This window comes from Chelatococcus caeni (assembly GCF_014196925.1).
Classification (GTDB): domain Bacteria; phylum Pseudomonadota; class Alphaproteobacteria; order Rhizobiales; family Beijerinckiaceae; genus Chelatococcus_A; species Chelatococcus_A caeni.
Genome location: NZ_JACIEN010000004.1, coordinates 425,088 through 445,772, shown reverse-complemented (window position 1 = coordinate 445,772; position 20,685 = coordinate 425,088). Strand labels below are relative to the sequence as shown.

General features: G+C 69.8%; 20 protein-coding genes. 17 read left to right on the top strand and 3 right to left on the bottom strand.

The features are described 5' to 3' along the window. Positions 1-337 precede the first annotated feature (337 nt). From GGR16_RS18270 to GGR16_RS18250, 5 genes are read left to right on the top strand one after another with little or no spacing between them, the layout of a single operon-like run. Positions 338-1,141 carry an SDR family NAD(P)-dependent oxidoreductase gene (locus GGR16_RS18270; RefSeq protein WP_019400131.1) on the top strand — a complete coding sequence of 268 codons (804 nt, stop codon included), beginning with the start codon at positions 338-340 and terminating at the stop codon, positions 1,139-1,141. Between the two features lie 3 nt (positions 1,142-1,144). Further along, entirely contained in the window at positions 1,145-2,002 is an 858-nt protein-coding gene (locus tag GGR16_RS18265) for an IclR family transcriptional regulator (protein WP_019400132.1), read from the top strand. Further along, positions 1,999-3,618, top strand: coding sequence for an acyl-CoA synthetase (locus GGR16_RS18260; RefSeq protein ID WP_026014765.1), 1,620 nt, complete (start codon positions 1,999-2,001; stop codon positions 3,616-3,618). Before GGR16_RS18265 ends, GGR16_RS18260 begins: the two co-directional genes overlap by 4 nt. Positions 3,619-3,628: 10 nt before the next feature. After that, the gene (locus tag GGR16_RS18255) at positions 3,629-4,384 is read left to right on the top strand and encodes an SDR family NAD(P)-dependent oxidoreductase (RefSeq protein ID WP_019400134.1); all 756 of its coding nucleotides are present in this window, start codon (positions 3,629-3,631) and stop codon (positions 4,382-4,384) included. A gap of 10 nt (positions 4,385-4,394) precedes the next feature. Next, positions 4,395-5,234 (top strand): PCC domain-containing protein, encoded by an 840-nt coding sequence (locus GGR16_RS18250; protein WP_183317520.1) that lies wholly within the window; start codon positions 4,395-4,397, stop codon positions 5,232-5,234. An 18-nt stretch (positions 5,235-5,252) separates the two neighbouring features. Here GGR16_RS18250 and GGR16_RS18245 read toward each other — a convergent pair whose 3' ends face one another. Continuing rightward, on the bottom strand, positions 5,253-6,356 hold the full coding sequence (locus tag GGR16_RS18245) for a substrate-binding domain-containing protein (RefSeq protein WP_019400136.1): 1,104 nt from the start codon (positions 6,354-6,356) through the stop codon (positions 5,253-5,255). A 192-nt stretch (positions 6,357-6,548) separates the two neighbouring features. Between GGR16_RS18245 and GGR16_RS18240 the strand changes: the two genes are divergently transcribed. The 7 genes from GGR16_RS18240 to GGR16_RS18210 all read left to right on the top strand — a co-directional run bounded on the left by GGR16_RS18240 (position 6,549) and on the right by GGR16_RS18210 (position 14,148). Next, positions 6,549-7,532, top strand: coding sequence for an autoinducer 2 ABC transporter substrate-binding protein (locus GGR16_RS18240; RefSeq protein WP_026014766.1), 984 nt, complete (start codon positions 6,549-6,551; stop codon positions 7,530-7,532). An 81-nt stretch (positions 7,533-7,613) separates the two neighbouring features. Further along, the gene (locus tag GGR16_RS18235) at positions 7,614-9,131 is read left to right on the top strand and encodes a sugar ABC transporter ATP-binding protein (RefSeq protein ID WP_019400138.1); all 1,518 of its coding nucleotides are present in this window, start codon (positions 7,614-7,616) and stop codon (positions 9,129-9,131) included. Then, complete coding sequence (locus GGR16_RS18230) at positions 9,124-10,125, top strand: ABC transporter permease (RefSeq protein ID WP_183317519.1); 1,002 nt, start codon at positions 9,124-9,126, stop codon at positions 10,123-10,125. Before GGR16_RS18235 ends, GGR16_RS18230 begins: the two co-directional genes overlap by 8 nt. Positions 10,126-10,136: 11 nt before the next feature. Continuing rightward, on the top strand, positions 10,137-11,138 hold the full coding sequence (locus GGR16_RS18225) for an ABC transporter permease (RefSeq protein ID WP_026014768.1): 1,002 nt from the start codon (positions 10,137-10,139) through the stop codon (positions 11,136-11,138). A gap of 2 nt (positions 11,139-11,140) precedes the next feature. Next, positions 11,141-11,989: a sugar phosphate isomerase/epimerase family protein gene (locus GGR16_RS18220; protein WP_183317518.1), complete on the top strand. Its 849-nt coding sequence runs from the start codon at positions 11,141-11,143 to the stop codon at positions 11,987-11,989. A gap of 12 nt (positions 11,990-12,001) precedes the next feature. After that, positions 12,002-13,435, top strand: coding sequence for an FGGY-family carbohydrate kinase (locus tag GGR16_RS18215; protein ID WP_183317517.1), 1,434 nt, complete (start codon positions 12,002-12,004; stop codon positions 13,433-13,435). Positions 13,436-13,449: 14 nt separating this feature from the next. After that, complete coding sequence (locus GGR16_RS18210; protein ID WP_183317516.1) at positions 13,450-14,148, top strand: class II aldolase/adducin family protein; 699 nt, start codon at positions 13,450-13,452, stop codon at positions 14,146-14,148. Positions 14,149-14,152: 4 nt separating this feature from the next. Here GGR16_RS18210 and GGR16_RS18205 read toward each other — a convergent pair whose 3' ends face one another. Continuing rightward, a complete protein-coding gene (locus GGR16_RS18205) occupies positions 14,153-15,052 on the bottom strand; it encodes a LysR substrate-binding domain-containing protein (RefSeq protein WP_019400144.1) in 900 nt (299 codons plus the stop codon). A 230-nt stretch (positions 15,053-15,282) separates the two neighbouring features. Between GGR16_RS18205 and GGR16_RS18200 the strand changes: the two genes are divergently transcribed. The 5 genes from GGR16_RS18200 to GGR16_RS18180 all read left to right on the top strand — a co-directional run bounded on the left by GGR16_RS18200 (position 15,283) and on the right by GGR16_RS18180 (position 19,851). Further along, positions 15,283-16,266, top strand: coding sequence for a TRAP transporter substrate-binding protein (locus GGR16_RS18200; protein ID WP_246373160.1), 984 nt, complete (start codon positions 15,283-15,285; stop codon positions 16,264-16,266). After that, a complete protein-coding gene (locus GGR16_RS18195) occupies positions 16,263-16,844 on the top strand; it encodes a TRAP transporter small permease (protein WP_019400146.1) in 582 nt (193 codons plus the stop codon). Before GGR16_RS18200 ends, GGR16_RS18195 begins: the two co-directional genes overlap by 4 nt. Beyond that, positions 16,841-18,103, top strand: coding sequence for a TRAP transporter large permease (locus GGR16_RS18190; RefSeq protein ID WP_019400147.1), 1,263 nt, complete (start codon positions 16,841-16,843; stop codon positions 18,101-18,103). The genes GGR16_RS18195 and GGR16_RS18190 overlap by 4 nt, the downstream gene beginning before the upstream one ends. A 20-nt stretch (positions 18,104-18,123) precedes the next feature. Continuing rightward, positions 18,124-19,494, top strand: a complete 1,371-nt coding sequence (locus tag GGR16_RS18185; RefSeq protein ID WP_019400148.1) for an NAD(P)H-dependent oxidoreductase — start codon at positions 18,124-18,126, stop codon at positions 19,492-19,494. A 72-nt stretch (positions 19,495-19,566) separates the two neighbouring features. After that, complete coding sequence (locus GGR16_RS18180; protein ID WP_019400149.1) at positions 19,567-19,851, top strand: putative quinol monooxygenase; 285 nt, start codon at positions 19,567-19,569, stop codon at positions 19,849-19,851. A gap of 12 nt (positions 19,852-19,863) precedes the next feature. Here GGR16_RS18180 and GGR16_RS18175 read toward each other — a convergent pair whose 3' ends face one another. Continuing rightward, positions 19,864-20,676, bottom strand: coding sequence for an aspartate dehydrogenase (locus GGR16_RS18175; RefSeq protein WP_019400150.1), 813 nt, complete (start codon positions 20,674-20,676; stop codon positions 19,864-19,866). Positions 20,677-20,685: the final 9 nt, after the last annotated feature.

The following is a 20,685-nucleotide window of genomic DNA, read 5'->3' as shown; positions in this document are numbered from 1 at the left end:
GCCGTCGGCCACCGCCGCGGGGGGGGGGCGGGGGGGGGGGGGGGGCGGCCGGGGGGGGGGGGGGGGGGGGGGGCCCCCCCCCCCCCCCCCCGGGGGGGGGGGGGGGGGGGGGGGGGGGGGCGCCCCCCCCCCGCGGGGGGGGGGGGGGGGGGGGGGGGGGGGCCCCCCCCGGTGCCGCAGGCAGGCGGCAGAAGTCGTTCTGGGGGGGCGGATGTCCCCCCACCCCTAGCCCCTCCCCGCCGCAAGCGGGGGGAGGGGAAGAGCTGCGCCGGTCCGCGTCGTGCTCGTCGCGGCGGGCTGGCAATGGCGAAGTTCATCACAAGGGAAGACACCGACCGTGGCCGATCGACTGAAGGGAAAATGCGCGATCGTCTTCGGCGCCGGCTCGTCCGGCCCCGGCTGGGGCAACGGCAAGGCGACCGCTGTCGCCTTCGCCCGTGAGGGCGCCAGGGTCGCCTGCGTCGACCTTGCCGAGGCGGCCGCGGCCGAGACGGCGGCGATCATCCGCGAGGAGGGCAACGAGGCCATCGCGCTCGCGGCGGACGTGACGAGCCTCGCCTCGGTGGAGGCCGTGGCGGCTGCGGCGATGGAGGCCTTCGGCGCCATCGACATCCTGCACAACAATGTCGGCGTCACCCACATGGGCGGCCCGGTCGAGCTCGACGAGGAGCGGTTCCAGGCCGCGCTCGACCTCAACATCGGCTCCGTCTACCGCACCGCCAAGGCCGTGCTGCCGCATATGCTCAAGGGCGGCGGCGGGGCCATCGTCAACATTTCCTCGCTCGCGGCCATCCGCTACGTCGGCTACCCGTATTTCTCCTATTACGCCACCAAGGCGGCGGTGAACCAGGCGACCGTGGCGCTCGCCATGCAATATGCCCGGCAGGGCATCCGCGCCAATTGCATCATGCCCGGCCTCATCGACACGCCGATGATCTACAAGCAGATCTCCGGCCAGTACGGCTCGGTCGAGGAGATGGTGGCGGCGCGCAACGCGCTCGTGCCGACCGGCCGCATGGGGACAGCCTGGGACATTGCCGCCGCGGCCGTCTTCCTCGCCTCCGACGAGGCGCGCTTCATCACCGGCGTGTGCCTGCCGGTCGACGGCGGCCAGAGCTGCGCCGTCGGGCCGATGTCCTGAGCCATGACCCTCGCGCTGTCCCGCGATCGCGACCAGACCGGGGCGCAGAGCGTCGACAGGGCGCTCGGCCTCCTGTCGATGGTCGGTCGCCATGCCGAGCGGGGCGCGTCGCTCACCGATATCGTCGAGGAGAGCGGCCTCAACAAGCCGACGGCGCGCCGCCTGCTGCTCGCGCTGATGCGCGCCGGCCTGGTCGAGCAGGACGGGACGAGCCGCCGCTATTATCTCGGCGAGGAAGCCTATGTGCTCGGCTCGCTGGCCTCGCGCCGCTTCGGGCTGCTGCAGGTCGCCATGGAGAGCCTGACGCGGCTGTCGAAGCGCACCGAGGATTCGAGCTTCCTGTCGGTCCGGCGCGATACCTTTTCCGTCTGCCTCTACCGCGAGGAGGGCACCTACCCGGTGCGCACCCACGCGCTGCAGGCCGGGTTCGAGCATCCGCTCGGCGTCGGCGCCGGCTCGCTCGCCATGCTCGCGGCCCTGCCCGACGAGGAGGTGGAGACGGTGCTCGCCGCCAATGAGGCCGTGCTCAGGGCGAAATATCCCATGCTGCCGGCGTCGCGCATCCGCGAGGGCGTGGCTGCGACCCGCGCCCGGGGCTTTGCGCTCAACCCCGGGCTCATCTTCACCAATTCCTGGGGCATCGGCATGGTCGTGCGCGGGCCTGATGGCCGGCTCGCCGGCGCGCTGTCGATCGCGGCCATCGACAGCCGCATGCAGCCCGAGCGCCAGAGCGAGCTTGCCGGCTATCTCGCGCTCGAGGTGCGGGTGGTCGAGGAGCGTCTCGCCCAGATGTTCGCCGCCCGCAGTCCGCAGCGCGGGCAGGCCGCCATGAGGAACCAGGTCAGGAGATCGGCACGATGACGACGACACCGCCCGGGGGCGTTGTGCCCTGTTCCACGCGGGTGATGAACCTTTCCCATTTCCTCACCCAGGCGGCCCGGCGCAACCCGGACGACATCGGCTTCGTCTGGCGCGAGCGGCAATGGACCTGGCGCGAGATGGAGGCGCGGGTCGACGCCATGGCGGCGGCCCTGCGCGACCGCTTCGGCCTTCGCAAGGGTGACCGGGTGCTCATCCAGTCCGCCAACTGCAACCAGATGTTCGAATCGATGTTCGCCTGCTTCCGCCTCGGGGCGGTGTGGGTGCCGGCGAACTACCGCCAGTCGCCGGAGGATGTCGCCTATCTCGCCAGGGCGAGCGGCGCGCGCGGCCTCATCTGCGGCGCGGGTTTCACCGATCACGCGCGCGCCTGCCGCGAGACGGCGCCGGACCTCGAATTCACCATCGCCATCGGCGCGGCGGATTTCGGCGAGGACTACGACGCCCTCGTGGCGCAGCACCTCGGCCAGACGGTGCCGAGCGTCGCGGTGGAGCGGGACGACCCGTGCTGGTTCTTCTACACTTCCGGCACCACCGGGCGTCCGAAGGCCGCCGTGCTGACGCATGGCCAGATGGCTTTCGTCATCACCAACCACCTGTGCGACCTGGTGCCGGGCACGACGCGCGAGGACGCGTCCATCGTCGTCGCGCCCCTGTCCCATGGCGCCGGGGTGCACCAGCTCGTGCAGGTGGCGCACGGGGCGAAGACGATCCTGCTGCCGACGGACAAGCTCGACGTGCCGACCGTCTGGCAGCTCGTCGAGGAATGGCGGGTGACGAACCTCTTCACCGTCCCCACCATCCTCAAGATGCTGGTGGAGGACGAGAGCGTCGGCCGGTTCGACCATTCCTCCCTGCGCTACGTCATTTATGCGGGCGCGCCGATGTACCGCGAGGACCAGAAGAAGGCGCTCGCGACGCTCGGGGCCGTGCTCGTGCAATATTTCGGCCTCGGCGAGGTGACGGGCAACATCACCGTGCTGCCGCCGGCCTATCACAGCCCGGAGGACGGGCCGCAGGCGCGCATCGGCACCTGCGGCTTCGAGCGCACGGGCATGCAGGTCGAGATCCAGGACGACGCCGGCAATCCCGTCGCGCCGGGCGAGACCGGTGAGATCTGCGTCATCGGCCCGGCCGTCTTCGCCGGCTACTACGATAACCCCGAGGCCAACGCGAAGGCCTTCCGCAACGGCTGGTTCCGCACCGGCGATCTCGGCCACATGGCCGAGGACGGCTTCGTCTACATCACGGGCCGCGCTTCGGACATGTACATCTCCGGCGGGTCGAACATCTATCCGCGGGAGATCGAGGAGAAGATCCTGCAGCATCCCGACATCGGCGAGGTCGCGGTCGTCGGCGTGCCGGACCCGCTGTGGGGGGAGGTGGGCTATGCCGTCTGCGTCACCCGGCCCGGCGTCGCGCCCGAGAGCCTCGGCCTCGACCGGTGGCTCGACGGCAAGATCGCCCGCTACAAGATGCCCAAGCGCTTCATCTTCTGGGAGGCGCTGCCCAAGTCGGCCTACGGCAAGATCACGAAGAAGATGATCCGCGAGGAGCTGGAGCGGCGCGGCGAGATCGCCGGCAAGGCCCCGGCATGAGGAGGGCGCGATGAACAATAGCGAGAAGGGCGCCGTCGCCATCACCGGCGGCGCATCCGGCATCGGCCTCGAGACGGCGCGGCTCCTCGGCGAGCGCGGCCATGCCGTCTTCCTCATCGACATGAAGCGCGAGGCCCTCGATGCGGCCTGCCGCGACCTCGGCCTGCCCGTCGCGCACGGCATCGCCTGCGACGTCACCGACGAAGTCGGGATCGAGGCGGCCATCCGGGCGATCACGGCGGAGCATCGCCTGGCAGGCGTCGTCAACTGCGCCGGCATCGCCGTCGACCGTCCGGCGGTGGAGACGAGCGTCGCCGACTTTCGCCGCATCGTCGACGTCAACCTGACGGGGTCCTTCATCGTCTCGCGGGCCGCGGCGCGCCACTGGCTGGCGGCGAAGGAGCCGGGCGCCATCGTCAACATCACCTCCGTGTCGGGCCTCACCGGCAACAAGGGCCGCAGCGCCTACGGCGCGTCGAAGGGCGGGCAGAACCTGCTGACGCTGGTCCTGGCGACCGAGCTCGGCGCAGCCGGCATCCGCGTCAATGCGGTCGCGCCGGGGCCGGTCGACACACCGCTGACGAAGGCGGTCCACACCGAGGATGTGCGCCGGCAATGGATCGAGCGCGTGCCCCAGCGCCGTTACGGCACGCCGCGCGAGATCGCCGGGGCGGTCGCCTTCCTGCTCTCGGAGGATGCGGCCTATGTCAACGGCCAGATCCTCGCCGTCGACGGCGGCTTCATCCATGCGGGCCTGGCGCCCTGAGGAGGTCCCGATGCGCAGCATCCGCCACCCGGGGCCCGTCTCCCGCGAACGCTTCTTCGCCGTGCCGTGCACGGCGGTGCCGCTGCGGCTGACGCTTGCCGCCGGCATCAGCATCAACGAGGCGGTCGGCCGCGCCTTCGCGGAGGCCGGCCTTGCCGGCGGCTATCTCCGCCTCGCTGGCGCCCGCGTCGATCCGATGCGCTACGTCATCCCCGCCGCCGCGCCGGACGATACGCACGCCGCCTGGTACAGCGAAACCTTCGCGCCCGCGGGCGTGACGGTGATCGAGGATGCCGGGCTCGTCGTCGGGCGCCGCGACGGCGAGCCGTTCCTGCACTGCCACGGTCTCTGGACGCCGGCGGGCGGCGAGCGCCGCATGGGCCATCTCCTGCCGCTCGATTCCTGCCTTTGCGAGCCCGTCGAGGCCGCGGCCTGGGGCCTTGCGGGCGCGCTCTTCGACGTGCGGGAGGACGAGGAGACGAACTTCCGGCTGTTCCGGGCCGTACCCGCCGAGGCGACGCGGCATGACGGGGCCCGTGCGATTGCCTGCACGATCAAACCGAACGAGGACATCGCGCCGACGATCGAGCGCATCTGCCGCGAGAACGGCATCGGTGACGCTTCGCTCCACGGCATCGGCAGCCTCGTCGGCGCGACCTTCACCGAAGGACCGGAGATGGCCTCCTACGCGACCGAGGTGCTCGTCACCGCGGGTCGCGTGCGCGCCGGCCGCTGCGACCTCGACATCGCGCTCGTCGGCATGGACGGTTCCATCGGCGGCGGGCGCCTGCGGCACGATGGCAACGCGACCTGCGTGACCTTCGAGCTTCTCATCGTGGCGGACGCCTGAGGGGCGCGCCGATCCGCATCATGCGGGATGGGCGACGGTCGCGTCGGTGGTGCGGCCCGCCGGCCGGGGCGGCATGTCCTTCAGCGCGTCGAGCGGGCCGGCGAGGGCCGTGCGCGGCGGCACGAGCTCAGGCGCCACGAGGTGGATCTGCGCCGCGGCCGCGGGATCCGCGATGATCTCGAAGGCCCTGGCCAGCATGGCCTCGACATTCTGCCGGATCATGATGACCGGGAACGGCAGGAAGGACGCGAAGGGATCGTAGTCATAGCAGCCGACCACGAGATCCTTGAATGCGGCGTCCGGGAAGCCCGCCATGAAGCGCAGGAAACCTTCGAGATTGATGGTCGAATTGATGATGATGGCCCGCGGCAGCCGGCCCTCGCGCGCGAAGAACGCCTCGAAGGCGAGCCGCGTGTTGTTGGCCGAATAGCCCGTGGGCTGGATGCAGACGTCCGGGTCGGCGCCGAGGAGCGTGCGCTTGACGGCGCGGAAGCCGCGGAGGCGCTCGCGGCTCGCATGGTCGTCGCGCCCGCCGAAGATGTAGAGCTCCTCCGGGCGCAGCGGCTCTGTCGCGGCGCAGTGGCGGATGACGGCCTCGGTGAGCCGGCACGCGCCGTCATAATTGTCGCTGATGACCGAGGGGGCCCGGGTGCCCGGCAGGTCGACGTTGACGTGCCTGAGCCCGGCTTTCTCGCAGATCTCGTGCACGCCGTCGGGATCGGTCGCGCCGCAGATGAAGAGCTCGTCGACCGAATAGGCGATGAGGCTTTCCGCCGTCTCGCGCTCGGCCCTCGGGTCGCGGCTGGCGCTCGCCACGATCGGGCATTCGCCGCGCGCCCGCACCATGGCCTCGAAGGTCTGGGCCAGCGACGAAAAATAGCGGTTGTCGTAGAGCGGGAGCAGGAGGCCGACGAGGCCGGAGCGCGAGCGTCGCAGGCCGCGGGCCTGCCGGTTGGCGGTATATTGCTGGCTGTCGGCGAGCTTCAGGACGAGCGTGGCGGTCTTCTCGCTGATCCGGCGCTTGCGCCACGAGCCGTTGAGCACCGCGCTCACCGTCGACGGCGAGCAACCCGACAGGGCCGACAGGTCGTAGATCGTCTTTCTCTTGCCGCTTCTCTTCATGGCCGATCCGACTGCCGCTGCGCCCGTCCTGCATGGAACCACCCGGCGGGCTTATTCGCGGCTTGACGACAGGATAGCAACTGCGGAATAGTTGCACCATCGATTGTGCAAGCCCCGCAAAGATCGGTCAACGACAGGGCTGCGAGCAGATTGTCCGCGAAGGGCGCGGGCATGGCTGCCTGGGAGGAAAGCATGAGAAAACTGCTTGTCGCTGCGGTTGCAGCGTCCTTGTCCATCGCATCGGCTTTTTCGGCGGCGGCGCAGGAGACCGGCAAGGTCGGCGTCGTCGTCAAGATCGGCGGCATTCCGTGGTTCAACGCCATGGAGGCCGGCATCAAGGAGCGGGGCGCCAAGCTCGGCGTGGACGCCTTCATGGTCGGCCCGACGAGCGCCGATCCGGCGCTGCAGGTGCGCGCCATCGAGGATCTCATCGCCCAGGGCGTCAAGGTCATCGGCGTCGTGCCGAACGATGCGACCGTGCTCGAGCCGGTGCTGAGCAAGGCGCAGAGCAACGGCATCATCGTCATCACGCATGAATCGCCCAGCCAGAAGGGCGCCGACTGGAATTTCGAGCTCGCCTCGGCCACCGGCTTCGGCGAGGCCCATGCCGAGCTCCTCGCCGAGAAGACGGGCGGCAAGGGCAAGTATGCCGTCTTCGTCGGCTCGCTGACGGTGCCGCTGCACAATGCCTGGGCCGATGCGGCCATTGCCCACCTCAAGGAGAAATATCCCGAGATGCAGCTCGTCGGCGAGCGCTACGGCGTCGCCGAGGATGTCGATGCCAGCCGCAAGACGGCGCTCGACCTCATCTCGGCCCATCCCGACCTCAAGGGCTTCCTCGCCTTCGGCAGCCAAGGGCCGATCGGCGCCGGCCGCGCCGTCGAGGAGCGCCGCAAGGTCGGCGAGATCTTCGTGCTCGGGCCCTTCTCGCCCGGCCAGGGGCGCAAGCTCATCAAGTCCGACGCCATCTCGGGCGGCTTCATGTGGAACCCGAAACAGGCCGGCGAGGTCTTCGTCACTTTGGCCGACCGGCTGATGAAGGGCGGCAAGATCGAGGCCGGTGACGAGATCGAGGGCCTCGGCAAGGTCACGCCCGACGGCAACAACATCATCGTCGACCAGCTCGTCACCATCAACAAGGACACGGTGGATCAGCTCGCCGACATGGGCCTCTAAGGAGCCGGGCCTGAAAGGACCGAAATCCCTGCCGGGCGGGACCCGCCCGGCCATCGGCCGGCAAGCGAGAGCGGACGAGACATGGCTACGGCTCAACCGGGCGCCGCGCCGGCGCCCCGGCCCCTCCTGTCGCTGAGTGACGTCAGCGTCACCTTCGGCGGCGTCAAGGCCCTCAAGGGCGTCTCATTCGAGGTCATGCCCGGCGAGGTGCATTGCCTCGCGGGCGAGAACGGCTCCGGCAAGAGCACGCTCATCAAGGTCATCACCGGGGTCTACCGGCCGGACGGCGAGGCGCGCATCAGCTTCGACGGCGAGGTCTACGACCACATGACGCCGGTCGCCGCGCAGGCGGCGGGCATCCGCGTCATCTGGCAGGACCTTGCCCTCTTCCCCGAGATGTCGGTGGCGGAGAACATCGCCTTCCAGGAGGTGGTCGGCGGCCGCCCGCGCCGCGTCGACCACGGGGCCATGCGCGAGACCGCGCGGAAGGTGCTGGCGCGCCTCGGCACCAGCCTCGACCTCGACCTGCCGCTGCGCGACTATTCCATCGCCCGCCGGCAGATCGTCGCCATCGCCCGCGCGCTCGTCGGCGAGGCGAAGATCATCTTCATGGACGAGCCGACGGCCTCGCTGACGCAGGCCGAGACCAACCATCTGCTCGACATCGTGCGCACCCTCTCGCGCGAGGGGATCGCGGTCGTCTTCGTCAGCCACCGCCTCGCGGAGGTGATCGAGATATCGGACCGGATGACGGTGCTGCGCGACGGCCGGCTCGTCGGCGTCTATCCGGCGAAGGAGATGACCCCCTCGCGCATCACGGAGCTGATGACGGGGCGCACCTTCGACGCCAATGTCAGGGCTCGCTCGCATGGCGCGGCACCCGCTGTCCTCGCGGTCGAGGGCCTGACGCGCCCGGGCGAGTTCGAGGACGTCTCGCTCGTGGTGCGGCGCGGGGAGACGCTCGGCATCACGGGCCTGCTCGGGGCCGGGCGCACGGAGCTCGCCCTGACGCTCTTCGGCATGCGCCGGCCGCATGCGGGCACCATCCGCCTCGACGGCAAGCCGGTGCGCTTCCGCTCCAACCGGGACGCGATCCGCGCCGGCATCGCCTATCTGTCGGAGGACCGGCTGTCGCTCGGGCTCATCCAGCCGCAGTCGATCGCCGACAACCTCGTCATCGCCTCGCTTGGCAAGGTCATGACGGGCGGGCTCATCTCGCGGCGCCGGAAGGAGGGGCTCGTCGCCCGCTGGGTCGGCGAACTCGGCATCAAGATCGGCCGGCAGGAGGATGCCGTCTCGACCCTCTCGGGCGGCAACCAGCAGCGCGTCGCCATCGCCAAGTGGCTCGCGACGGACCCGCGCCTCCTCATCCTCGACGCGCCGACCGTGGGCGTCGACGTCGGGGCCCGTGCCGGTATCTTCGACATCGTGGCGCGGCTGGCGGCCGAGGGGCTCGCCATCATCCTCATCTCCGACGAATTGCCGGAGGTCTACTACAACGCCGACCGGGTGCTGCACATGGCGCGCGGCCGCATCGTCGGCGAATACGACCCGCGCAGCGTCACGCTGCCGGAGCTGGAGGCGGCGGTCTATGCTTAGAAGGCTTCAGACCCAGACCACCGAGATGGTGCTGCTCGCGGTGATCGTGGCGATCTGCCTCGTCCTGTCGCTGGCGAGCGACCGCTTCTTCACGCTCGTCAATCTCTTCGACCTCGCCAACGCCAGCGCCGTCAACATCATCTTCGCGGTCGGCCTGCTCGTCGTGCTGATCGCCGGCGGCATCGACATCTCCTTCGCCGTGGCGGCCTCCGTCGCGCAATATCTGACGGCGCTCGCGCTCGCCCGGATCGGGGGCGGCGGCTGGGTGAGCGGCCTCATCATCGCCGGCAGCATCGGCATCCTGCTCGGGGCGTTCAACGCCTTCCTCATCCACCGCTTCCGCATCATCTCCATCGTCGTCACCATCGCGACGTTCAACATCTACTTCGGCCTCCTGATGTTCTTCACGCGCGGCGTGTCGATCTACGACCTGCCGGACTGGTGGACGGGCAAGATCATCCTGTTCGAGCGGCAGATGGCGGACGGCAGCTGGGCGGAGCTGCGGCTGCCGGTGCTGGTCATGGCCCTGTGCGTCTTCGCCACCTGGGCGCTCATCCGCCACACGACGACCGGGCGCCAGCTCTATGCCTTCGGCGACAATCCGGAAGGGGCGCGCCGCTTCGGCATCAGCGTCGCCGCCATGCAGTTCATCGCCTTCGGCTGGCTCGGCCTGATGGCGGGCATCGGCGGCCTTGTGCAGGCTCACTATGCACAGGAGGTGGTGCCCAATGCGCTCTACGGGCGCGAGCTCGACGTGCTGGCGGCCGTCGTCCTCGGCGGGGCGCGGCTCGGCGGCGGGCGGGGATCGGTGCTCGGCTGCGTGCTCGGCGTGCTGCTCGTCGCCATCGTGCAGAACGGGCTCAACCTGCTCGGGGCGTCGCCTTACGCCTTCCGCATGATCATCGGCGTCATCATCCTCGTCGCCATCACCTTGTCGAACGCGCAGATCGGAAAGCTGTTCGCGACGCGCAGCGAGGGGAGGGCGGCGCCATGACGTCCCCCTTCATGGTCCTGCCCCTGAAGCGCCCGCCGCAGGGGCTGAGCGCGGACCTTGCGGGGCCGCTCGCCGCCTTCGTCATGGTGATGCTGGTCTTCAGCCTGGCGACGCCGCGCTTCCTGTCGTCGGCGACCTTCGGCTCGGTCGCCTTCCAGCTGCCCGAGCTCGGCCTGCTCACGCTCGCCATGCTGCTGCCGATCCTCACCGGCGGGCTCAATCTCGCCATTACCTTCACCGCCAATATCGCCGGGCTGACGGTCGCCTGGGTGCTGCACCAGAACGGCGGCGTCAACGCAGGCCCGGAGGCCTTTGCCCTCGGCGTCGTGCTGGCGCTCGCGGCAGGGGCGGCGAGCGGTCTCGTCATGGGGCTCGTCATCGCCTTCTCGCGCGCCCATCCCATCCTCGTGTCGCTGGCGATGATGATCTTCCTGCGCGGGCTCGGCGAGTTCCTGACGCGCGGCGGCGACATTTCGGGCTTTCCGGCCTTCATCCGCCCGCTCGGCCACGGCATGGTCCTCGGCGTGCCGGTGCCGCTCATCGTCTTCCTCGCCTGCGCAGGGCTGTGGCATCTGATGCTGTCGCGCACGCGGCTCGGCTTCAACATCTACATGATCGGCTCGAACAGCGCCGCGGCGCGCTATTCCGGGGTCGATACGCGCAAGGTCATCGTCCTCGTCTACACGCTCTCCGGCCTCATGTGCGCGATCGCCGGCATCATCATGATGGCGCGCTTCAATTCCGTGCGCGTGGGCCATGGCGAGGCCTATCTGCTCATCACCGTACTCGCCTGCTTCCTCGGCGGCGTCGACCCCTTCGGCGGCTTCGGCCGGGCGGTCCCGGTCGTCGTGGCGCTCGTCGTGCTGCAGCTGCTGTCCTCCGGGCTCAACCTCCTCGGCGCCAGCCAGCATCTGGCGACGGCGGTGTGGGGCATGCTGCTGGTGGCGGTCATGGTTCTGCGCTGGCTGGCGGGGCAGGTCGCGGCGGCGCTCGAACGAAGAAGACGGAGGTAGCGATGCAGGGATTCGGCGTCCACACCAGCATGTGGACCATGACGTGGGACCGGGCAGGGGCGGAGCGAGCGGTCGCCGCCGCGCAATCCTACGGCATGGATTTCATCGAGATCGCGCTGCTCAACGCGCCGGCGGTCGATGCCGCCCACTCGCGCGCGCTGCTCGAGAAAGCGGGCCTCAGGGCCGTGTGCTCGCTCGGCCTGCCGGAGCATGCCTGGGCCTCGCAGCGGCCCGAGGCGGCGGTCGACTATCTCAAGGTCGCCATCGACAAGACGGCGGAGATCGGCGCCGAGGCGCTGTCCGGCGTCATCTTCGGCGGCATCGGCGAGCGCACCGGCGTGCCGCCGACCGAGCAGGAATACGACAACATCGCCCGCGCGCTGACGGCCGCCGCCCAGCACGCCAAGGCGCGCGGCATTGAGCTCGGCATCGAGGCGGTCAACCGCTACGAGAACCACCTCATCAACACCGCGCGGCAGGCCGTGGCGATGGTGGAGCGCGTGGGCGCCGACAACGTCTTCGTCCACCTCGACACCTATCACATGAACATCGAGGAGAAGGGCGCGGCCATGGGCATCCTCGATGCGCGCGAGCACCTCAAGTACATCCACATGTCGGAGAGCGACCGCGGCACGCCCGGCTGCGGCAACGTGCCGTGGGACGAGATCTGCGCGGCGCTCGCGGCCATCGGCTTCCGCGGCGGCCTCGCCATGGAGAGCTTCATCAACATGCCGCCGGAGGTGGCCTATGGCCTCGCCGTCTGGCGGCCGGTGGCGAAGGACGAGGCGGAGGTCATGGGCAACGGCCTGCCCTTCCTGCGCAACAAGGCCCGGCAATACGGCCTCATCTGAGCGGAGGACGCGATGGCCGGGATGCGGGCCGGCGGCGTCGTCGCGGTGTTCGACGTCGGCAAGACGAACATCAAGCTGAGCGCCGTCGACGCCGACGGGCACGTGCTCGAGACACTGAGCGTGGCCAATCCGGTGCGCGAGGGGCCGCCCTGGCGGCACCACGACCTTGCGGCGATCCGCGGCTGGCTGCTCGACGGGCTCGGCACGCTGGCGAAGCGCCATGCGCTGCAGGGCTTCGTGCCCGTCGGGCACGGCTCCGGCGGCGTCCTCGCCCTTGCCGATCCCGACATGGGCGACGGCGCGGCGCTGCCGATGATCGATTACGAGCAGCCGCTGCCGGAGGACATCCGCGAGGCCTATGCGCCGCTCGCCGGCCCGTTCTTCGACCGCGGCAGCGCGCTGATGCACGGGGCGACGCACCAGGCACGCCAGCTGTTCTGGATGGAACGGGAGGCGCCGCAGGCGGTCGCTGCGGCCCGCTGGTATCTCGGCATCCCGCAGTACTGGGCCTGGGTCATGTCCGGCGTCGCCGTCTCGGAGGCGAGCGTGCTCGGCGCCCAGTCGCATCTGTGGAACGTTCCCGAGCGGCGCTGGGCCGCGATCGTGCACGCTCGCGGCTGGGAGCGGCTGATGCCGCCCTTCGCCAGAGCCTGGGAGGCGGTGGGCCCGATCCGGCCGGCGCTCGCGGCCCGTCACGGGCTGCCGCAGGACCTCGCCATCTTCGCCGGCGGCCACGACAGCAGCGTGAACTACTATCGCTACCAGGCGGCGGGGCTGCGCGAGGCGAGCGTCGTCTCCACCGGCACCTGGATCGTCGGGTTGTCGGGCGGAACGCCGCTCGCGCGGCTCGACGAGCATCGCGGCATGACCTGCAACAGCGATGTCTTCGGCGCGCCGCTCGGCGGCGTTCTCAGCATGGGCGGGCGGGAATTCGCGGCGATCGCGGGTTCGGATGCCCCGGCAGAGCCTGTCGCCGTCGAGACCGCCGCCCGGCTTGCCGCGCGCGGCACCATGGCGATGCCCTCCTTCGGCGACAGCGACAGCCTCTTTCCCGGGAGCGCCGGGCGCGGCCATATCCGTGGCGAGCCGCCGGCGACGCCAGCGGAGCGCAAGGCCCTCGCCGTCCTCCACTGCGCCCTGCTGACGGCCGAGTGCCTCGATGCGCTGGGGCCGGGGAGGGATGTTGTCCTCGATGGCAGCTTCGTGCGCGAGCCGCTTTATCCGGCGCTCGTCGCCGCCTTTGCGCCGGACCGGCGCGTGCGCTTCAGCCTCGATGCCTATGGCGTCGCGGCCGGAGCGGCACTGCTCGCCGGCCATGGCGAGCGATCGCAGCCGGCCCCCGTCGATCTGAGCGAGGCCGGCCCGCTTCCGCCGGTCTTCATCGCCTATGCGGAGCGGTGGCGCGAAGCGGTTCGCCGCGATGCGCTGGCCGCTCCGACATCGTGAGAAAGGAGCCTTCCATGGCAGCAAACGACACGCAGGCCCTGCGCCGCGAGATGGTGGACATCTGCCGGCGCATGAACGCGAGCGGCATCAACCAGGGCACGGCGGGCAACCTCTCCGTCCGCGCCGGCGACGGCTTCCTGATCACGCCGTCGTCGATGCCCTACGAGGCGATGACGCCGGAGGACATCGTCGAGATGGATTTCGACGGCACCTATGTCGGCCGTCGCCCCTCGTCGGAATGGCGCTTCCATCGCGACATCCTGCGCGTGCGTACGGACATCGACGTGGTGCTGCACTGCCACTCCGTCTATGCGACGACGCTCGCCTGCCATCACAAGCGCATCCCGGCCTTCCACTACATGGTCGGCGTCGCCGGCGGCAACGACATCCGCTGCGCCGGTTACGCGACCTTCGGCACGCAGGCGCTGTCCGACAACGCGCTCGCCGCGCTCGAGGCACGCCTGGCCTGTCTCCTCGGCCAGCACGGCCAGATCGCGCTCGGCAAGACGCTGGAGGCGGCGCTGTGGCTCGCCATCGAGGTCGAGACCCTGTCGCGGCTCTATGTCCAGGCGCTGACGCTCGGCGACCCGCCGGTCCTGCCCGACGACGAGATGGAGCGCGTGATCGGCCAGATGCGCCGCATGAGCTACGGCCTTGCGCCCGACGCGGAGGGCGTCAACGACATCGCCCGGCCACGCGGGGGCGCTGGATAAGCGCTCAGGGACGGCGTCCGCCGCCGGGCTGGCGGGACAGGACCTCGCGCGCCCAGGCGATGAAGACCTGCACCTTGCGATGGCGCAGGTTCTGGTGCGGGCAGACGAACCACTGCGAGACCATGCGCATGGGCAACGGCTCGCGCATGGGGCAGACGAGGCGCCCGTCGCGGCGCTCGCGCCAGGTGGTGAGGTCGCTCTCGAGGGCGATGCCCATGCCGTCGGCCGCCGCCTCGATCGTCATGTACGAGCGGTCGAACAGCACGCGCCTGACGCGCGAGGGCATGTCGATGCCCGCGTGGCGGAACCAGTCCGGCCACTGCACCAGCGTCTTGACGGACTGGATGAGGCGGAAGCCGAACAGATCCTCGGCGCCGAGCGAGCCGGGCGGCGCGAGCTGCGGCGCGCACAGCGGCATGACCGTCTCCTCGTAGACCGGATCGACGAACAGGCCCGGCCAGCGCCCCTCGCCGTGACGAAGCTCGAGGTCGACGCCCTCGCGGGCGAAGTCCGTCGGCTCGTTCGTCGCGTCGATGCGCACCTCGAGGTCGGGGTTGTCGTCGAGGAAGCCGGCGAGGGCCGGCAGCAGGCATTTGGTCGCCAGCGTCGGGGCAGCGCGGACGGTGAGCACCGTGACCGCATTGTAGCCGCGCATGTTGCGCGTCGCCGTCGCGATGCGCTCGATCCCCGGGTCGATCATCTCGAAATAGCGCTCGCCGGCCTCGGTCAGGGCGATGCCGCGGCCCCGGCGCGTCAGGAGCGACGTGCCGAGATGCGTCTCGAGAAACTGCACCTGCTGGCTGATCGCCGAGGGCGTGACGCCGAGCTCTTCCGCCGCCTTGGTCAGGCTGCGCCAGCGCGCGGTGGCGTGAAAGGCGCTGATGGCCCGGTAGGGAAGATACATGGCGGACCTTTCAGGCCAGCTAAACAATCGGATCATAAAACTGGTTTGTCCTAAAGACCAAGCCGTCCTAGGCTTTCGTTCGCGACAACAAGTGCTGCACCGCAAAAAACCAAGCAGCCATTGCACAGGGAAGTAATCGCCGCGCGGCGGCGATGGCCGGGAAACGCAAATCTCATTTTACAACGTCGCCGATGCCTGGCGCGGGCACGGCGCGAACGGGAGGGTGTCTCATGCGCTGGATCAATGTCGCGGCCACGATGGCCGTTGCGGTCGTGCTCGGTCTGTCGAGCGTCGCAGTCGAAGCCAAGACCCTTCGCCTCGGGCATGCCACGTCGGACACCAATCCACGGCATACGGCCGCCCTTGCCTTCGCCGAGAAGGTGAAGGAGGCGAGCGGCGGCAAGTTGACGGTGACCGTCGCCGGCAACGCCCAGTTCGGCGACGACGTGGAGATGATCTCCGCCCTGCGCCTCGGCACGCTCGACATGTCGCTCAACAGCCAGGGCTCGATGTCCGGGGTGGTGCCGGAGGTGACGACGCTCGGTCTGCCATTCCTCTTCGACAACCTCGAAAGTGCCTGGAAGGTGATCGACGGGCCGATCGGCGACGAGCTCGCCAAGAAGGCCGAGGAGAAGAACCTCATCGTGCTCGCCTGGTGGGACAACGGCATCCGCCAGATCACCAACAATGTGCGCCCCATTACCAAGCCGGACGATCTCAAGGGGCTCAAGCTGCGCGTGCCGCCGGACCCGATGGGCACCGACATCTTCGCCGCGCTCGGCGCCAATCCGACGCCGATGAAGTTCTCCGAGCTCTACCTTGCCCTGCAGCAGGGCGTCGTGGACGGGCAGGAGAACCCGATCATGAACATCTACTATTCCAAGTTCCAGGAAGTGCAGAAGTTCATGTCCCTGTCGGGACACAAGTACGAGGTGACGCCCTTCCTCATCAACAAGATGGCCTGGTCCAGCCTGTCGCAGGAGGAGAAGGACATCATCCTCGAGGCGGCGCGCGAGGCGCGTGACTTCCAGCGCCAGCTGTCGCTGAAGGCCGACGGCGAATTGCTGCAGAAGATCAAGGACGCCGGCGTAGCCGTGAACGAGGTCGACCCCGGTCCGTTCCGCGAGGCGACGAAGTCGGTCTACGACAAGTGGCAAGCCCAGTTCGGCGACTTCGTGCCGAAGCTCGTCGACGCCGCGCGGGCAGGCTCGTGACGGCCCTGAGCCGTCCCGCCGTGCGCACGGGCAGCGGCCTTGCCGCGCTCGTGCGCATCATCGACGGGACCGTGCTTCTCCTCGCCCAGGCGATCGGCGCGCTCGTCACAGTCGCGCTCTTCGTGGCGGTGATGACCTCGGTCATCGTGCGCTATGCGACGAACGCCAGCATCGGTTGGGTCAACGAACTGCCGGACCTGCTGTTCCCGTGGCTCGCCATGTCCGGCATCGTCGTCGCGGCGCAGTTCGGCCGGCACATCGTGGTCGAGTTCGGCATCCTGCTGATGCCGCGGGCCATGGGCCGCGTCGTGCTCGTCATCGTCCATGTCCTCGTCGCGGCGATCTTCGTCTTCCTCGCGCTCGAGGGACGCATGGTGATCGAGGTCACGTCCGCCGAGCGGTTCCCGGTCCTCGGCCTGCCGATGTCCTTCGCCTATCTCGCGCTCGTCACCGGCTGCGTGCTCATCGCCGTCACGGCGCTGACCACGGCCCTCCGGATCGCCGGCGACGCGGGCGACCCGCTCAAGGCGCGCGACGGCATGGAGCCGGGCGGCCAGCACGGGGAGGCCGCGTCGTGACGGTGCTGCTCATCATCCTCTTTGCCGCGTTCATGCTCGTCGGCATGCCCATCGGCTATGCACTCGTCCTCAGCGGCACGGCGGCGATCCTCCTCCTCGGCGACATCCCGAGCACGGTGGTGCTGCTCAAGATCTTCCAGCCGATGCAGAGCTTCCCGCTGCTCGCCATTCCCTTCTTCATCCTGTCGGGTGCGCTCCTGATGTCGGGGCGGCTGGGGCAGCAGCTCATCGCCTTCGCCGCCGCGCTTGTCGGGCGTTTCCGCGGCGGCCTCGGCCAGGTCAACGTCTTCGGCTCGGCGCTGTTCGGCGGCGTGTCGGGCTCGGCGGTGGCGGACGCCTCCGCGCTCGGGGCCATGCTCATCCCGTGGATGCGGCGCGAGGGCTATCCGCCGGCACTGGCGGCGGCGATCACCGCCTCCTCCTCCATCATCGCCGTGCTCATCCCCCCGTCGATCCCGCTCATCCTCTATGCGGCGGTCTCGAACGCCTCCATCGCGCAGCTCTTCCTCGCCGGTCTCCTGCCCGGCGCGATGCTGACGATCGGGCTCATGGTCTCGTGCTGGCTCATCGGCCGTGCGCGCGACCTGCCGGTGGTGCGCATCGAGGGCGGTGCGAAGGCGGTGGCGAAGACGGCGCTCGTCGCGGCGCCGGCCATCTCGCTGCCGCTCATGATCGTCGTCCTCCTGCGCTTCGGCATCGCGACGCCGACGGAGGTGAGCGTCATCGCCGTCGCCTACGCGCTCATCATCCGCTTCGCCTTCTATCGCGACCTCAACGGCACGGGACTTCTCGCCAATATCATCGCGACCCTCGCGACGACGGGCGTCGTGATGCTGGTGATCGCCGCGTCCAACCTCATCGGCTTCATCCTGACCGTCGAGAACATCCCGGCCATGCTGGCGGACTGGGCGCTGAACACGCTCAAGGAACCCTGGCTCATCATCCTGATGATGAACCTCGTCATGCTCTTCGTCGGCATGTTCCTCGACCTGCCGGCGGCGATCCTCTTGCTCGGGCCGCTGTTCGTGGCGCTTGCCGGGGCCATCGGGCTCGACCTGATCCAACTCGGCGTGATGATGACGATCAACCTCGCCATCGGCCTGTTCACGCCGCCCGTGGGGACGACGCTCTTCATCGCCTCGGCCATCTCGCGCGAGAGCGTGGGTGCTGTCGCCCGCGAGATGTGGCCGTTCTACCTCGTCGCCATCACGCTGCTCGGGCTCGTCGCCTTCGTGCCGGCCTTCACCATCCACTTCTGATCTGAACAGGAGCAATCCCCGTGAATCTCGCATCCATGCTCAAGCATCGCGCAGCCGAGGGCCGGCCCGTGCGGGTCGGCCTCATCGGGGCCGGCAAGTTCGGCTCGATGTTCCTCTCCCAGGTGCGCACCACAGTCGGGCTGCACCTCATGGCGGTGGCCGACCTCTCGGCCGAGCGCGCCCGCAAGGCCATGACCAACACCGGCTGGGACGTCGAGGCGGTCGCCGCCGCTTCCTTCGCCGATGCGCTGGCGAAGGGCGGCACGCACCTCACCGAGGATTCGGAGGCGCTCATCAAGGCCGACGGCCTCGACGTCGTCATCGATGCCACGGGCAATCCGGGCGCCGGCATCCGCCACGCCCTCCTGGCGGCGAAGAACGGCCGGCACATGGTCATGGTCAATGTCGAGGCGGACGTGCTCGCCGGCGCCCATCTCGCGGAGGAATTCCGCAAGGCCGGCCTCGTCTACACGCTCGCCTACGGCGACCAGCCGGCGCTCGTCTGCGAGATGGTGGACTGGGCCGAGACCTGCGGCTTCCGCGTCGTCGCCGCCGGCAAGGGCACCAAGTACATGCCGAGCTACCACCAGTCGACGCCGGAGACGGTGTGGACGCATTTCGGCATCACGCCGGAACAGGCGGCCCTCGGCGGCATGAACCCGCAGATGTTCAACTCCTTCATCGACGGCACCAAATCGTCCATCGAGATGGCCGCGATCTCGAACGCGACGGGTCTGCTCGCGCCGAAGGACGGCCTCCTCTTTCCGCCCGCCGGCGCGCACGACCTGCCCCAGGTTCTCAGGCCCGTCGCCGACGGCGGCGTGCTCGAGCGCAAGGGCATGGTCGAGGTCGTCACCAGCGTCGAGCGCGACGGGCGCCAGGTGGTCAACGACCTGCGCTGGGGCGTCTACGTGGTCTTCGAGGCGGCAGACACGGATGTGCGCGGCGACTATGCCCGCCGCTGCTTCCGCGAATACAACATCACCGTGGACCCGTCCGGCCGCTATGCCGCGCTCTACCGTACCGTGCATCTCATCGGCCTCGAGCTCGGCGTCAGCGTCGCCAATGCGGCGCTGCGCGGCGAGGCGACGGGCGCGCCGAGCGCCTTCCGCTCGGACGTCGTGGCCGTCGCCAAGAAGGCGCTCAAGCCGGGCGAGATGCTCGACGGCGAGGGCGGCTACACCGTCTGGGGGCGGGTGATGCGGGCGGAGGATTCGCTCGCCATCGGCGCGCTGCCCATCGGCCTTGCGCACAAGGTGGCGCTGAAGCGGCCGGTCGCGCCCGGCGGCGTCGTGCGCTGGGAAGATGTCGAGATCGCCGACAGCGAGGCCGTGCGCGTGCGCCGCGCCATGGAGCAACAGGCGGCTGCGCGGCGCATCGCGGCCGAGTAGGATCGGTGGCGACGGGGCCGGCTCGCCGCCGGCCCCTTCACGTTGGGACACTTGCCGGAGGTTCGTTCACCCATGCTGACCGTCGTCGCCATCATCCGCGCCGAGGAGGGACAGGAAGAAGCCGCCCGTGCGGCGCTCGAAGCACTCATCGCCCCGACCCGGGCGGAAGATGGCTGCATCCAGTACGACCTGCACCGGGACAACGCCGATCCCGGCCTCTTCATCTTCTACGAGAACTGGCGCGACGAGGCGGCGCTCGACCGGCACCTCGCGGCTCCGCACCTCGTGGCCCATGGTGAGCGCAGCCGCGGCATCATCAGGTCCGCCGACGTGCGGCGCATGACGCGCATCGGCTGAGGCTCACGCGCTCTAGCGCGCGAGCGTGCGCACGCGGTTCTCCACCAGCCGCGCTAGGCTGAGCGCCGTCATCTCCGAGGATTTCGGGTTGTCGGCGAGCGCCCGGTTCTCGATCGTCACCTCGAGCGTGCCGAAGGCGCCGCGTGCCGCAAGGCGATGGCTGTTGCCGGTCGCCTGCGGATCGGCCACCAGCACGACGCGGGTGCGGTCGAGCCCGATGCCGGCAAGCGCCGTGATGACGGTCGCATTGGCGTTCTGCGGAAAGCGGTCCGCAGCCGCGCGCGCCGAGCCGGTGAAGATGGCGGTGGGGCTCTCGATGCGGTCGAGCACGACGAGCGCCTCCGCCGCCGTGCCGCGCCAGGCGGCCGGAGGCTTGACGATGGTGTGCACCACCTCGTCGAGCGGCAGAGCGGCGGCCGCGCTGAGGGCATCGATGCCGCCGAGCGCGCCGGGCGGGATGACGATGCGGCTGCCGCGGTCCTCGGCGATGCGGATGAGCCGGTCGTGGAGCGCAGTATCGCAAAAGGCGCTGGTCGACGACACGACGAAGGTGTCGGCCGAGCGCAGCGCGGCCTCGCCCCACGGCCCGACGGCAGCCCGGCCGGCGGCTTCGATCACCATGTCCGGGGCAACGGCGGCGAGTGCGTCCGGGTGGCGAAGCAGGGCCGCGCCCGCGGGCAGGCCGGCGCCGATGGCCGTCGTCTCGCGCACGCCGACGGCGACGAGGGTGACGTCTTGCGGAACGCGCTCCGCGAGAAGGCCGGCGACACGGCGGGCGATGGCGCCCCAGCCGACGATCGTGAGCCGCAGGGGTTTGCGCGTCATTGCGGGCAT

What these genes read in the sequence shown, in the direction of transcription:
- GGR16_RS18255 (WP_019400134.1), top strand. Translation starts at nt 3,629, where the DNA reads ATGAACAATAGCGAGAAGGGCGCCGTCGCCATCACCGGCGGCGCATCC.
- GGR16_RS18230 (WP_183317519.1), top strand. Translation starts at nt 9,124, where the DNA reads ATGCTTAGAAGGCTTCAGACCCAGACCACCGAGATGGTGCTGCTCGCG.
- GGR16_RS18180 (WP_019400149.1), top strand. Translation starts at nt 19,567, where the DNA reads ATGCTGACCGTCGTCGCCATCATCCGCGCCGAGGAGGGACAGGAAGAA.
- GGR16_RS18240 (WP_026014766.1), top strand. Translation starts at nt 6,549, where the DNA reads ATGAGAAAACTGCTTGTCGCTGCGGTTGCAGCGTCCTTGTCCATCGCA.
- GGR16_RS18225 (WP_026014768.1), top strand. Translation starts at nt 10,137, where the DNA reads ATGGTCCTGCCCCTGAAGCGCCCGCCGCAGGGGCTGAGCGCGGACCTT.
- GGR16_RS18175 (WP_019400150.1), bottom strand. Translation starts at nt 20,676, where the DNA reads ATGACGCGCAAACCCCTGCGGCTCACGATCGTCGGCTGGGGCGCCATC.
- GGR16_RS18245 (WP_019400136.1), bottom strand. Translation starts at nt 6,356, where the DNA reads ATGAAGAGAAGCGGCAAGAGAAAGACGATCTACGACCTGTCGGCCCTG.
- GGR16_RS18215 (WP_183317517.1), top strand. Translation starts at nt 12,002, where the DNA reads ATGGCCGGGATGCGGGCCGGCGGCGTCGTCGCGGTGTTCGACGTCGGC.
- GGR16_RS18210 (WP_183317516.1), top strand. Translation starts at nt 13,450, where the DNA reads ATGGCAGCAAACGACACGCAGGCCCTGCGCCGCGAGATGGTGGACATC.
- GGR16_RS18205 (WP_019400144.1), bottom strand. Translation starts at nt 15,052, where the DNA reads ATGTATCTTCCCTACCGGGCCATCAGCGCCTTTCACGCCACCGCGCGC.
- GGR16_RS18260 (WP_026014765.1), top strand. Translation starts at nt 1,999, where the DNA reads ATGACGACGACACCGCCCGGGGGCGTTGTGCCCTGTTCCACGCGGGTG.
- GGR16_RS18220 (WP_183317518.1), top strand. Translation starts at nt 11,141, where the DNA reads ATGCAGGGATTCGGCGTCCACACCAGCATGTGGACCATGACGTGGGAC.
- GGR16_RS18265 (WP_019400132.1), top strand. Translation starts at nt 1,145, where the DNA reads ATGACCCTCGCGCTGTCCCGCGATCGCGACCAGACCGGGGCGCAGAGC.
- GGR16_RS18200 (WP_246373160.1), top strand. Translation starts at nt 15,283, where the DNA reads ATGCGCTGGATCAATGTCGCGGCCACGATGGCCGTTGCGGTCGTGCTC.
- GGR16_RS18250 (WP_183317520.1), top strand. Translation starts at nt 4,395, where the DNA reads ATGCGCAGCATCCGCCACCCGGGGCCCGTCTCCCGCGAACGCTTCTTC.
- GGR16_RS18235 (WP_019400138.1), top strand. Translation starts at nt 7,614, where the DNA reads ATGGCTACGGCTCAACCGGGCGCCGCGCCGGCGCCCCGGCCCCTCCTG.